This is a genomic window from Paraburkholderia hiiakae, from assembly GCF_904848665.1.
Classification (GTDB): Bacteria; Pseudomonadota; Gammaproteobacteria; order Burkholderiales; family Burkholderiaceae; genus Paraburkholderia; species Paraburkholderia hiiakae.
In genome coordinates this window covers 201245-213507 of record NZ_CAJHCQ010000015.1, presented here as the reverse complement: position 1 = coordinate 213507, position 12263 = coordinate 201245, and the positions used below count along the sequence as shown (strand labels likewise).

Sequence of the window (12263 nt, the reverse complement as noted above, 5' to 3'; positions counted from 1 at the left end):
CCTGATCGATAGACAATGCAACCCGCAGGGCCCCTCGTCGGACCCAATCAACGAGTCTGGTTCAGAAACGTAGAAGCGCGCAATCATCGCCCTCATGCGCCAGTTCATGGACGCAGGCCTGTGCGATATAGGCTGACCTGTCCATATGGAGGCGCCGAGCCGCCTGATCGATCGCCTGCAGCAAACTCTTGTCCACGCTGAGCCGGACGAACACGGAGTGCGACTGGACGTCTGCCAGGTCGACATCGACGAAGATCCACAACCCTGTTCCATCGTCCATTTCAAGTGCCTGCAGCTTCGTCGTATCGCTGGTCGGCGCAGGGATGATGCGTGCGCTTTGGTGATACATCCGCTGCACGAGACGCTCTGCGCCTAACGTCAGGTCGTCAAGCGTGTCCCCTCCCATTTCGAGCCAGGGAAAATCCGCAAACGTGCCGCGATAGCCACTGCCATCGCGGCGTTGAACATACAGGGGATAGTGCACAAGCGCCTCCTGACTGACACGAGAGAGGTCCCTCGCGCGAACCCCGATCATGCAACGCATGCGGTTTCACGTCTGTACGGTGCAGGACTTTCCTGCGCTCTGCGCCGCGATTCCTGTCGCGTAATTCGATCACCCGATTCAACAGATCGGACAACGAATTTGTACGGTGTCGTACCGCATCGAGCCTGGATTCGGCGTAGCGTCGGAAGCATCGTCGGATACCCAGGAGACCGTCATGCGTAGACCAACATTCATCTTGAGCGCGACGGGCCTCGCCCTCACGCTCGTGCTGGCGCTTCCCGCCTGCACCACCACCGGCCCATCGGACACCAGTAGCCAGCAGATGAACAAACGTCAAACCATCGACGCAGGTGTCGACTTGACTCTCGATCGCCTTTATGACGACGCGACCGGCTCGCGCGAACTGGTTTCCAAAGCGAAAGGCGTGCTGATATTCCCGTCCGTGATCGACGCGGGCTTCGTGGTCGGAGGTCAGTATGGCGAAGGATCACTGCGCGTGAATGGTCATACGGTCGGCTACTACAGCACGGCGACCGGATCAGTCGGCTGGCAGATCGGCGCCCAGTCGCGTGCAATCGTCTTCCTGTTCATGACCGATGAATCGCTCAGGCGGTTTCGCAGCACGGATGGTTGGTCCGCGGGCGGAGATGCCTCTGTCGCTGTCCTGAAGGTAGGCGCAAACGGCAACGTTGACACGAGCACCGCGACCGGCCAGGTCGAAGCGTTCGTGCTGACGAACACCGGCCTGATGGCCGGTGCATCGCTCGAAGGCACCAAGGTCACGCGGCTCAATTCACTCTGATTGATGCGGCGGCCGGCGCTTCGAATGCCATTGCTGCGCCGGTTTTGACATCATGGAGGCGTCATGTTGCGAAGCATAAAGGATCTGCACGGATGCGACGTCCGTGCTTCGGACGGTGAGATCGGCAGCATCAATCAGGTCTATTTCGACGATGAGACATGGGGCATTCGTTACCTCGTAGTCGAGACCGGAAACTGGCTCCATGACAGACAGGTGCTCGTTTCGCCTTACTCGCTCAAACACGTGGACTGGTCATCCAGTACAGTCTACGTGAAGCTGACGCGGCAACAGGTGCGTGACAGCCCGACGCTCGACGCACACAAGCCGGTATCGCGCCAGCACGAGATCGAGTACCTGCGTTACTACAGCTATCCGACGTATTGGGGTGGACCGAATCTGTGGGGAATGGGGGCCTGGCCCGCGTTCGATCCGGCAGCGCAGGGGCTCGCGGCACCCGCCCCGCCACCACACCTCATCCCGCACGTAAACCGTGCCTTGCCGGACGTCCATCTACGCAGCACAGACGAGGTCAAGGGCTATCACATCGAAACGATAGACGGGACGATCGGCCACGTTTCGGGTTTCATCTTTGACGACCGCGCGTGGGCTCTGCGCTATCTGAAAGTCGACACGCGCAACTGGTGGCCCGGCGGAAAGGACGTTCTGATCGCTACGCGCTGGATCGAACTCGTCGACTGGTTCGCCGCGACCGTGTCGACCTCACTCACGCGCGATACGATCCAGCGTAGCCCGGCCTACGACGACGCGATACCGGTTCATCGAAGCTACGAGGTGGCGCTACACGAGTTTTACAACCGCGAAGGATATTGGTCGGAAGCTGGGCCACTCCCGCTGTCCGGCCGCCTCGAAGGCAAACCGGACGCCGATCCGCGGGACAGCCAGGCGGGACCCCGCCAGCCACGCTACGAATGAGCGCGCTGCATGGCCCCGCTGCATGCCCAGCTGCGTGCCCGCTAGTCTGCGCTAGCGGGCCGAGCCTGGTGGTCTCCATCGCGTGGATACCGTCGCTGCGAGCAGTATTCCACTATCTTTCATGAAAAAGCCGACGCTTCGCCGGCTTCCCGTTTCCGCCTTTCAGGACGGACTGCCGGCCCTGATTGAGTTCCGGCATTGATCAAAATTTCGTTGCATCCGTGATGGGCTGACACCGTTGTCGACCGCCGGTCACGCTCAAGCTGCCGTTCTGCGGCGCATTGCGTATCCACCGTGTCGCGGCTGCGTGGCTCACATCGCTGTTGCCCCGGCAGGGCATACTATGCGTCGGCCGTGAGTCAATGATTTCGCAAATCGGGACACACGTCTGTACGGCATTGGACAATTACTGCATCTCGATGCGGAGAAGTGCCCTGCTACAAAAGGCGCGAGAGCCGCTACCGTGAGGCGCTAGTGGCGGCACGCCCATCACAGCGCCTTCAGATCGGGCAGCAAACGATCGAATTCACGCTTCACCACGCTGTAACACTCGCAGACGCGCTTTTCCAGCCCGGGCCGATCCAGTACTTCTATGTGGCCGTAGCTGTAGCGGATCAGCCCGGCTTCCTGAAGCTTCATCGCCGCTTCGGTGACACCTGGCCTGCGTACGCCCAGCATGTTGGCAATCAGCTCCTGGGTCATTTTCAGTTCGTTGGTCGCAAGGCGGTCGAGGCTCAACAGCAGCCAGCGGCACAACTGCTGGTCGATTGAATGATGGCGGTTGCACACAGCGGTCTGTGCCATCTGCGTGATAAGTGCCTGGGTATATCGCAGCAGCAGCCGTTGCATGGGACCGGCACGATTAAACTCCTCCTTGAGCACGCGGGTGTCGAGACGGAACGCCTTGCCCGCGCTCTGGACGACCGCGCGACTTGGTGTCGTCTCGCCTCCCATGAAAATGGCGATGCCGACAATCCCTTCGTTGCCCACGATGGCAATTTCCCCCGATGCGCCGTTTTCCATTACGTACAGCAGGGAGACGATCGACGTCGTCGGGAAATAGACGTGGCTGAGCGTGTCACCCGATTCGTAGACGACCTGCCCCAGTGGCATGTCCACGCTCAACAGATGTGGGGAGAGACGTTCCCACTCGGCAGCAGGAAGGACCGAGAGCAAGTGATTTCCGCTCAACCACTGTTCGTCCGTCATGTCCTGCTCCAGGGTATCCGTACGGGGACCCGCGTCCCCAAAGGGCGTATCGCGTGATCGTTCCCGGTTTCAGAAAATACTGTGAAGCGACCGAAGCCAAGCCGCCCATTGGTGTGCCGCCGCGATATGCATGGCCCACCTCGCTGCTTCTCAAACTATAGGAGGCACATTGCGTGCTGCAGGGCACGCTGCCGCACAGCCAGCGGTCTCATCGCGATCCAGTGGCGATGCTGACACGCGACGATAGCGGCGCAGACGATAACAGCACCGTCCGATGCCGTACCGACTGCCACACAGATCCACCTCATTGTATCCCTGTCAGGCCGGCCCATTCCGGTCAGTACGGTCGATGCATACTTCGGGAACTCACTCAGATTGGAGGGGGTATGGCCAGACAACATCACAGGGACAACGACCGTAGCGCGAAGAACCACACAGCCGAAGCGACATTATTAGCGCTGGGAGTCCGGTCAGAAAGATCTGTTACATGCATTCAACGCAGTCGACATGGTTCTACACGCACACGATGCGGGGCTGCTGGTCGCGGCTAACACAGCGCTGCGCTCTACCGCCGGAGCACCCGGCACCACGGAATCAACCTGAAGATCGTGCCCGCAATCGGCTGGGTCGCTCAAAACCGCCTGGGTAGGGTCGCATACTGAACGGAGTCGGTCATGGCCTGTTTCTCGATCGGTCTATTCGACGTCTACGTCGACGTGTTCGTCATCAATCGCGGCATCGGACTTCCTCCGGGCGAATCGGAGATCTTCGGATTTTGGGGCGAAATTGTCCCCGGTGGTGGCAAGCGGACATTTTCGGGCGCGCATCACTTCCGCTCAGTTGAAAAGGAGGGATACCCGGACCGAAAGGAAGCGGTCGAGCGAGGTCGCGAGCATGCCGAAGGTTTACTCCGGTCTTGCGAGCGCTATTTACCCGCCTAAACCCAATCGCATTGGTGTGACTGTGTAAAGAACAATTCAATACTGCGGCTGCGAAATCCACGTTGAGCTCGTTCACACGTCAGCGGACATGTTCGACGCAATATTTCGCATCGTGTGCCCAGCATCGTCAACACTGCTTTCCTCGAAGGCACCGCACGTACCGATTGGCAACAGGCCATCCTCTCGCCGCTGGATCTATCTCATCCCCTGAGATCGTTGGCCTGTCTGAGGTTGACGTGATGCCGGGCGCTTATCCCGTACATCATCCTCAGCGTGCCAGGCACGGCCATCGGTATGCCCGAACTCGCTGCTGCCCCTCACGCTCACGACGATCGAGTATCACACTCATGCCCTCAATTTCCATGTTGCGGCGCAGCGAATAGACGCCTATAACCATCTATGTGGATGGTCAAGGGATGGAAAATGAAAAACACCGCGCCGCGTGCTCTTCCCCGTTCCAGAGGCGGCGAATCGGAAAAGATCACGATCAATCTTGGCCCCGTCGATCTCGGGCAAATCGATCTGCTGGTTGAAGAGGGTTTCTATTCAAACCGAACGGACCTCATTCGAACAGCGATCCGCAATCAGCTCGCGGTGCATGCAACAGCCATGCGGGAAACCATCGAGCGCCGCGCGCTCGTGCTCGGGATGCGGCACTTTTCCCGTGACGATCTGGAGGCCATACGCGCGGCGCACGAGCGCCTCAACATTCAGGTGTTGGGGCTGGCGAGCATAGCCGATGACGTTTCACCCGATCTCGCGCTCGCGACAATCGAAAGTGTCGTGGTGCTGGGAGCCTTCCACGCCCCTGCGGCCGTCAAGGCTGCACTCGCCAACCGGATCCGCTAGCCATACGGACCCGGGCAACCACCGGACAAGTCATGAAACCGAGCGAAGGCTTTTTGAATTCGATGCGCGAAGCGATGATGGTATTGCGTACGCGCGGTCCCACCGCGGCAACCGAAGTCATACAGCGTGCGCTGCGCGGCGATCCATCCCGTCCCGCGGCCGGTGGAGCAGAGGCGCAAGCGCGCACCCTTCCTCCCACTGCGAAAAGGGCGCAAGCTCCCCTGCCACTCCGGTCCAAGGTAAGTCTCGATGCGGAGGACCGCAGCCATTTCGATACGCTCACCTACTCGAATGCCGCCGGTCGTCGTCAATACCGGCTCTACGTGCCGGCGACAGCCACCAGCGAACCCATGCCCCTGATCGTCATGCTGCACGGCTGCACGCAGAGCGCTGACGATTTCGCAGCCGGTACACAGATGAACAGCCTAGCCGACCAGCACCGATGCCTCGTTGCCTATCCGATGCAGCCGCGACAGGCCAATCCGTCGAAATGCTGGAACTGGTTCAAGCCCGGCGACCAGCGGCGCGAGTGCGGCGAGCCTTCGTTGATCGCTGGCATCACGCGCGAAATCATCGCGAGACACCCTGTCGACCCTGCGCGCGTCTACATTGCAGGAATGTCCGCTGGAGGCGCGATGGCAGCAGTCTTGGTCGATCAGTATCCCGAACTGTATGCGGCCGCGGGCATACACTCCGGTCTGCCAGCCCGATGCGCACACGATTTGCCCTCTGCACTCGCGGCAATGAAAGGAGGCAACCCGTCACAGACTCTTACTTTGGAGTCGCCGCAGCGGCCACTCATCGTCTTTCATGGTGACGCCGACGGGACTGTCGATGTGGCGAACGCCGCCCGAATCGTGCGAGCGTTCGGGATGCCGACGCAACGCAGCCGTGAGACGCGTGGCCCCGGCAGCGGACTACGCGACTGGACGGTGACGCGTCTGCTTTCCGGTGAGGGTGTAGAGGCTGAGTTATGGACCGTACACGGCGCCCCCCACGCATGGGCGGGTGGTGACGCACGCGGGAGCTACACGGACCCCGCCGGTCCCAACGCGAGCGCCGAAATGCTGCGTTTCTTTCTTGACCATCCAATCCACCACCATCGTTAAGGCCGGGTGACTGGCGGGGCTGATACACCCTGCTCTTGGTGACGTGGGATGTGACAGGCCGAAACTACCGATTCAGATCGGACTGCTTATAAAATCTTATGAGACGTTCGCTAGCAACGGACGAATGGCTCCGGCAGGTCGGTTAGAGGCGCACGGCGTCTGATGGGCAGCCGGACTGCCACGAGATTCACCGGGCGGCGCTCAGGTTTTGATCCAGATGCGCGCCTGCTCCAGCTCGTTGACGCGGAACGCCTTGACTTCGGCCTTCGTAAAGAATCGAGCCAGATGCATCGAGGCACGAAGCCAACCCGCATCGGCCACCACGGCGGCGCGCGTGACCTTGCGGGCCACCGAAACGCCGAGCGTTATATCGGTCCACAGCGCCTTCGGCTCGATACCCGTGAAATGCTCGATAAGTTCGAGCACGCGGGTCTTGCCGTTCAGTTCGAGATCGCCACGCATACGCTCAATGGCTTCGCGCAGATCGTAATCGGTAATCTTGCCTTCCACATGGATTTCGATGACTGGGGAGTCCGGCTCGGTGTGATACAGGATCATGGCGAGATCTCCTTATCAGGAGGACGTTACATGCTCAGGCGCGAAGGAGCCTGGCGTTCGGGAACGCTCCAATGCTACCCCTTCTCAACCGGCTCGGTTAGCTTGGTAGAACGCCATTCAGAGTAGCTGACGGGGCCGCCTCCATTACCATCGTCCCGCCGCCTCGCTGGCGACTTTCCGCGATGCGAGGGCTTTCGGTCGCGGCCAAATCGCCACCCTCCCCACAGTGACATCTTTGAGACGTCTGGTGACTTTGCGAACGGCCGCCTGAAAGTGGCCACCATCTGTCTTGAGCAAGCGCGGAATCCTGCCAGTAGAACGGCGGCAGGACTCCGGAACCTGACGTACGAGCTACGCACACGATTCGGCCATAGCCGACGGTCGGTGATCGTGGGCTGTGGGACAACTGCGCGTTCCACCGCTGACATTCGCAAGCCGGCGCAGACGAACCAGGCGCTTGCGAAGGATAGTGTTGAAAAACACTCTTCGCTGCGCAGCAGGTCCTGCTCGCGAAAAACCGACCTCTCAGATCGCCCCACAAACCGCTCATGAGCGTCGGCTAGGGGTAAAAAAGGACACCTGAAAACCTCACTGAACGCTTGTCCGCAGAGTTTTTCAACACAATCGAAGTACAACTGCCCTTCAATCAGTCTAGTTGGCCGTCGAGTCCACGCATATCGCCCGCGGTCACACTGACACGACGAAGCTTCCTGACTTCCTAAGATTTGTCGTCGGTATAGCTCTCTCGCGGAGGGTAAACGCCGGCGAGGCGGGCGATCAGGATCGCGACGAACAAACTGCCGGTGATCTGTTCCATCATGCACATGCCGCGTGCCGGGCGCGTGAGTGGCGTGATGTCGCCGAAGCCGGTGCTCGTGAGCACGGTTACGCTGAAGTAAAGCGCGTCGGCATAAACGAGCCGACCCGGCTGCCCGACGATCATGTACGACTGCGGATAGAAGAATCCGATGATCGCGTAGATGTACGCCCAGAGGTCACCGATCAACAGATACGCCGCTGCGGCGCCAAACAGCTTATCCGCCGTCATGATCCTCGGCTGGAAAACGTAGCGGAGCAGATACGCAACCGTGATGAAGTAGAGTGAGGCGCTGAACATCCAGGATATGGCAAGGCTCGTCTCGTCGTCGTGCCACAGGCCGAGGTACTGGAACCACATGGCCGGAATGGCGAGTAACAGCACGATCACGAACGGCAGGGTCGTACGGCCGACTGCTGCCACGGTCGCTATTACGAGGAACATATTTACAACGTTCAGGACGAGGCGGCCGCTGTCGCTCGGGGGGACAAACGATACCGCACCGATGAGCGTGACCAGCACGACAAACAGCCAGAAGCAGCGCTGGTAGAAAATGCGAGACAGCGCTTCGCGCGTGGTACGGATGGCCATGGTGATCTCTCCCCTGGTTCGCGTATGTCGCAGCGAGGCAGCCCGAGCCGCGTGTGACGGGAGTATAAGGCGGTAGCGCACCCCGCCGCTCCCGCCTACGTCTGGCAGACGTCTACAGTCAGTAGTCGAAAAAGAGCCCGCGGCGGCGGCCTGAACTCATATTCACGGAGGAGACGGTGCTCAGTTCGAACGAACGTCGCCCTTGGGTGAAAACGGACGGGTCGTCTCGACCCGATCCAGCCGCACGGGCAGTTGCGACCTCAAGGACCGCTTCTACGGGTCAAACGGGCCCTTCGTGATGGCGTCACGGTTCACCGGCTGATTTTTTCTGCGAACGCAGTCAATCGTCGCGCTTTCTTCTGGCGATGGCCGAATACGCTAGCGAGAGCGACTTCAGATTTTCAGTCGGGAAATCTTGGCGCCAGACAGCGACACATCACCCATCAGTCCGGCGTTGGTCATCACAATGGCTTGAACCGGCGCGGTAGCCGTTGTCGTGTCGATCTGGCCGTTCGCTCCAACCTTCAACAGCGCAACCGATCCTTCGCCACCAACCGACCAGCCTTTCGAGTTGCGGAAGCTAGTAAGCGAATCATGCGTCATGAAGAGGAAGATGACAGCCTTGGATTGCGCACCTGCCTGCAAGCCGAATGAGCCCGCCGCCGTGCTGTAGTAGCCGACCGTTTTCCCGCCTACCCGCAAAGCGCCTTGACCGTATTCCCCCCCAGCGACGAAGCCAGCCTTGATCACAGCCGGGAATACGAGTACGCCATTCGCTTTGGCGACAAGTTCTTTTGAGCCTTTGACTGTCTCGTACAGCCGAGACAATGTCGCGTTGACCTTGGCGTCGATTTCGTGACGCTTCGCCGCATCGGACTCTGCGGCAACGGCCTCAGTCATCGTCGCCGGGAATCTGGTTAGCGACAGCCCCACGATCGTTAGCGTCGCGGCACCTGTCTTCAGAACAGAACGTCTGCGCATCATCACCTCCATCAAGGGTTACGGTCGAATTCACTTCCTGTGGTAATTATCCGGCGTGGCGCATGCAGTCAATGCGTTGGCTATGTTGAGGGCGTGACAGAGCGAAGCCTACTCGTTATTTTCGTCGAGAAACGAGTCATGCGAAGCAAACGGATGGAGCAGGTCGAGAGGCCAGTTATTGCAGGCGGCTCAATCGCCTCGACGTATGCGGCCGGAAAATGAGGCAATGATTATGGCGCCGCCAGTGGAGGTGAAAATTGAGCCAAAGCCAGGCGAAGTCTCTTCGTCTGGCGATGCAGCGATATCGATCAATCCAGTCCGGCCGGGCTCCCCGTTCGTCATCGTGCCAACAATATTCGGCAGACTCGCGCGTTGCGCAATAGGACTTAGGTCCAATATGGTGATGGCAGCCTCTTGCAGAGATGCGTGGGCCCGACTACCGATATGCGTTCGTCGTCGCGAACGGGCTGGCTGCTTACGGACTGTGGATTCAATCGGTCGATGTAACGCCGTCGCCGCTCGCGCTGTCTCTATCTAGTGTGTTGCTTACGCCTACCCCTTTGCAAGAAACGCAGCAGGCGGCGCAAGCGCTCATGAATCGGCCGGCACAATCCGGCTCCGCTGCGGCACAATCAGGGCGACCCGCAGTCATCGCGCCAGGCGATGTGATCGCGCGACAGGTGTGCCCGCCTCAACGATCGAACCAGCGATATTGAAGCGCAAACGCGACGGACTTGTAGTCACCGCCTGCGCGCGTGATGAACCCGCTGGAAAGCGCCAGCTTCGCGGACCAACCGCGTACCAAGGGGGCGGAGAACGTCAGGCCGTAACGCATGTTGGCCTGCCTGTCTTCATTGGGTAGCCCGTTCGTGCTCGAGCGGCCGCCCGCGGCATAGCCGATGTCGGCTGCGATCCATAACCCCGGACGGAAGCTGTACCCGGCATGCAGCTGCAGCAACATGAGAGGATCCTGGCCTCGTGTGTTGCCGTCGAAGAAGTCGTTGTTGCGGGTGAAGAACCACGCACCAGCCGACGCGTCGAAGAACCAGTTTCCATAGGGCTGCGAGATGCCGATCTCCGGCTTGAATCCCCAGCGGTTGGTGCCTATGTTGACCAGCCGGGAAGGAAGATACTGGCCGGTCGGAGCCGACATCGTCAGGCTGATGCCGGCCGAGGTCGCTTGCTCGCGCCGGGCGAATTCCTCAGGCGTAAGCGCCGGACTGCCGATAAAGTTCCACGCGAAGCGCAGCTTCAGATCGCCAATTCCAGCGCGATGCACTTCGGTTGGTGCGCCAATGACGACGCCGCTGAGATTCCCGCTGCTGAAGGGCATCGCCAACGCGAGCGATGCCGTGTGGCCAGCCAGCGCAAACGTGCGTGAGTACGCGAGCGACACGATGTTGATCTTCGACCGCACGCCGGTAATGGGCAGGGACGGATCCGTCAGCACATCGCCATACAGATACGCATAGCCGGCGACAAGGAAGTTCGTGCCGATTGGGGAGGGCGAATAGCTGCGCGGCTCGAGTTCCTGCGCTTGCGCCGTGATCGCCAGAAGCAGGAGCACGACGGCGCCGGCGGGCCGAAGCGTCCAGTGGATGAATGGACACCTCATGGTCAGGTCTACCTCGCTGGCCGCCAACAGCGACGATGCACGGCGCGATCGGAGTGGGATCCACGAGCATGATTGACCCAGCGTATCAGTGAGGTCAATCTCGAGGTATAGGACCTTGGTCCAATTGTTTGAACCGGCTGCTGCCAGTCTTGGGGCGAACGCGCCGCACGGTGTGTCGGGCAAAGGATTCATCACGTCCCCGTTTGCGGCACGCAGAAACAGACCTGACGGCTGGCCTGCATCGAAAAACGGAGTTTGGTCTTGGCTCAGTGGGTGAAACCGGTGCTGCCCGCGGGATTGCACATCGACGCGGCAACGCGCGCGATACGAAGCGTGAAGGAACGCGCCCCCTCACGCCACAAAGCGAACGCGTCGTGCGCCTACGCCATGATGTGAACACCACCGTCGACATAGAGCGTCTCGCCGGATAATCGCCGGGCATAAGGCGTCGCGAGATACGCGCAGGTGAAGCCTACGTCCATGATATCGACCAGTTCGCCAAGGGGCGCACGTTCCGCCGCTTGCGTCAGGAGCACATCAAAGTCCTTCAGGCCGGATGCGGCGCGGGTTTTCAGGGGCCCGGGCGATATGGCGTGCACCCGAATCTGCTGCGGCCCCAGTTCATAAGCCAGATAGCGCGCGCACGCTTCCAGCGCCGCCTTGACCGGACCCATGACGTTGTAGTTGGGAACCACCTTGTTCGCGCCGTAATAGCTCATCGCGAACATGGAGCCGCCGCTCTTCATCAGCGGCGCGGCAAGCCGGGCCATCCGGACGAATGAATGGCACGAAATGTCCATGGCCGCCGCAAAGCCCTCAGCGGAGCAGTTGAGCAGCCCTCCCTGCAGATCGCTCTTCGGCGCCCATGCGACGGAATGCACGAGTATGTCGAGTTCGCCCCATTCACTCGCAATACGATCGAATACGGCTTCCAGTTCATCTTGCCGGGCCACGTTCAGCGGCATGAAAATGGGCGCCTCGAGATCTTTAGCCAGCGGCTCTACATATGACCTGGCCTTTTCGTCGGCATAGGTAATCGCGAGATCGGCGCCCACTTCACGGAACGCCTTCGCGCAGCCATAGGCAATCGAATGTTCGTTGGCGATGCCCGTCACCAGCGCCTTCTTGCCCGACAGGACCGGATGTTGAATATTCAGTCTCATTAGACTCCCCTCGGCAATCATGCAGATTCACGCCTCGTTCGCACTGCTGTCTATTTCCACTGCGCACCAGCTTGCCTGTTCGCAGGCTGGCCGCCGGCTCTCCGGAGTGTGCTCGCCGATGCCCGCCGCGAAAACCAGCGCGTCGAGCCCCTGCAACGCGCCCTCGAGAGAGAGCCTGGATCGCAGGGAT

12 protein-coding genes are annotated in these 12263 nt (G+C 60.2%); 5 read left to right on the top strand and 7 right to left on the bottom strand.

Annotated features, from left to right (window positions below):
• Positions 1-61: 61 nt before the first annotated feature.
• Complete coding sequence (locus tag JMY28_RS26330; protein WP_201698817.1) at positions 62-484, bottom strand: type II toxin-antitoxin system HicB family antitoxin; 423 nt, start codon at positions 482-484, stop codon at positions 62-64.
• 235 nt (positions 485-719) lie between these two features.
• On the opposite strand from JMY28_RS26330, the gene JMY28_RS26325 reads away from it, so the two are divergent.
• Together JMY28_RS26325 and JMY28_RS26320 are read left to right on the top strand one after the other, a co-directional pair.
• Positions 720-1307 (top strand): BPSL1445 family SYLF domain-containing lipoprotein, encoded by a 588-nt coding sequence (locus JMY28_RS26325; protein WP_201698816.1) that lies wholly within the window; start codon positions 720-722, stop codon positions 1305-1307.
• A 63-nt stretch (positions 1308-1370) separates the two neighbouring features.
• Positions 1371-2240, top strand: a complete 870-nt coding sequence (locus JMY28_RS26320; protein ID WP_201698815.1) for a PRC-barrel domain-containing protein — start codon at positions 1371-1373, stop codon at positions 2238-2240.
• 489 nt (positions 2241-2729) lie between these two features.
• Here JMY28_RS26320 and JMY28_RS26315 read toward each other — a convergent pair whose 3' ends face one another.
• Positions 2730-3449, bottom strand: coding sequence for a Crp/Fnr family transcriptional regulator (locus JMY28_RS26315; RefSeq protein ID WP_201698814.1), 720 nt, complete (start codon positions 3447-3449; stop codon positions 2730-2732).
• A 674-nt stretch (positions 3450-4123) separates the two neighbouring features.
• On the opposite strand from JMY28_RS26315, the gene JMY28_RS26310 reads away from it, so the two are divergent.
• The 3 genes from JMY28_RS26310 (at position 4124) to JMY28_RS26300 (ending at position 6348) form a co-directional block, all read left to right on the top strand.
• Complete coding sequence (locus tag JMY28_RS26310; RefSeq protein ID WP_201698813.1) at positions 4124-4390, top strand: hypothetical protein; 267 nt, start codon at positions 4124-4126, stop codon at positions 4388-4390.
• 423 nt (positions 4391-4813) lie between these two features.
• Positions 4814-5239: a CopG family transcriptional regulator gene (locus JMY28_RS26305; RefSeq protein WP_201698812.1), complete on the top strand. Its 426-nt coding sequence runs from the start codon at positions 4814-4816 to the stop codon at positions 5237-5239.
• Between the two features lie 32 nt (positions 5240-5271).
• Positions 5272-6348, top strand: a complete 1077-nt coding sequence (locus JMY28_RS26300; RefSeq protein WP_201698811.1) for an extracellular catalytic domain type 1 short-chain-length polyhydroxyalkanoate depolymerase — start codon at positions 5272-5274, stop codon at positions 6346-6348.
• 201 nt (positions 6349-6549) lie between these two features.
• Here JMY28_RS26300 and JMY28_RS26295 read toward each other — a convergent pair whose 3' ends face one another.
• From JMY28_RS26295 to fabI, 5 genes are all read right to left on the bottom strand, one after another.
• Positions 6550-6906 carry a SpoIIAA family protein gene (locus JMY28_RS26295; protein WP_201698810.1) on the bottom strand — a complete coding sequence of 119 codons (357 nt, stop codon included), beginning with the start codon at positions 6904-6906 and terminating at the stop codon, positions 6550-6552.
• Between the two features lie 718 nt (positions 6907-7624).
• Positions 7625-8314 carry a potassium channel family protein gene (locus tag JMY28_RS26290; RefSeq protein ID WP_201698809.1) on the bottom strand — a complete coding sequence of 230 codons (690 nt, stop codon included), beginning with the start codon at positions 8312-8314 and terminating at the stop codon, positions 7625-7627.
• A 393-nt stretch (positions 8315-8707) separates the two neighbouring features.
• Positions 8708-9298, bottom strand: a complete 591-nt coding sequence (locus JMY28_RS26285; protein ID WP_201698832.1) for a BPSL1445 family SYLF domain-containing lipoprotein — start codon at positions 9296-9298, stop codon at positions 8708-8710.
• A gap of 688 nt (positions 9299-9986) precedes the next feature.
• Positions 9987-11102, bottom strand: a complete 1116-nt coding sequence (locus JMY28_RS26280; protein ID WP_236597048.1) for a transporter — start codon at positions 11100-11102, stop codon at positions 9987-9989.
• 188 nt (positions 11103-11290) lie between these two features.
• Entirely contained in the window at positions 11291-12073 is a 783-nt protein-coding gene (gene fabI, locus JMY28_RS26275; RefSeq protein WP_201698808.1) for an enoyl-ACP reductase FabI, read from the bottom strand.
• Positions 12074-12263: the final 190 nt, after the last annotated feature.

Coding starts and splice junctions, on each gene's coding strand:
- JMY28_RS26295 (WP_201698810.1), bottom strand. CDS start 6,906: ATGATCCTGTATCACACCGAGCCGGACTCCCCAGTCATCGAAATCCAT.
- JMY28_RS26320 (WP_201698815.1), top strand. CDS start 1,371: ATGTTGCGAAGCATAAAGGATCTGCACGGATGCGACGTCCGTGCTTCG.
- JMY28_RS26280 (WP_236597048.1), bottom strand. CDS start 11,102: ATGAATCCTTTGCCCGACACACCGTGCGGCGCGTTCGCCCCAAGACTG.
- JMY28_RS26305 (WP_201698812.1), top strand. CDS start 4,814: ATGAAAAACACCGCGCCGCGTGCTCTTCCCCGTTCCAGAGGCGGCGAA.
- JMY28_RS26290 (WP_201698809.1), bottom strand. CDS start 8,314: ATGGCCATCCGTACCACGCGCGAAGCGCTGTCTCGCATTTTCTACCAG.
- JMY28_RS26285 (WP_201698832.1), bottom strand. CDS start 9,298: ATGATGCGCAGACGTTCTGTTCTGAAGACAGGTGCCGCGACGCTAACG.
- JMY28_RS26300 (WP_201698811.1), top strand. CDS start 5,272: ATGAAACCGAGCGAAGGCTTTTTGAATTCGATGCGCGAAGCGATGATG.
- JMY28_RS26325 (WP_201698816.1), top strand. CDS start 720: ATGCGTAGACCAACATTCATCTTGAGCGCGACGGGCCTCGCCCTCACG.
- JMY28_RS26310 (WP_201698813.1), top strand. CDS start 4,124: ATGGCCTGTTTCTCGATCGGTCTATTCGACGTCTACGTCGACGTGTTC.
- fabI (WP_201698808.1), bottom strand. CDS start 12,073: ATGAGACTGAATATTCAACATCCGGTCCTGTCGGGCAAGAAGGCGCTG.
- JMY28_RS26315 (WP_201698814.1), bottom strand. CDS start 3,449: ATGACGGACGAACAGTGGTTGAGCGGAAATCACTTGCTCTCGGTCCTT.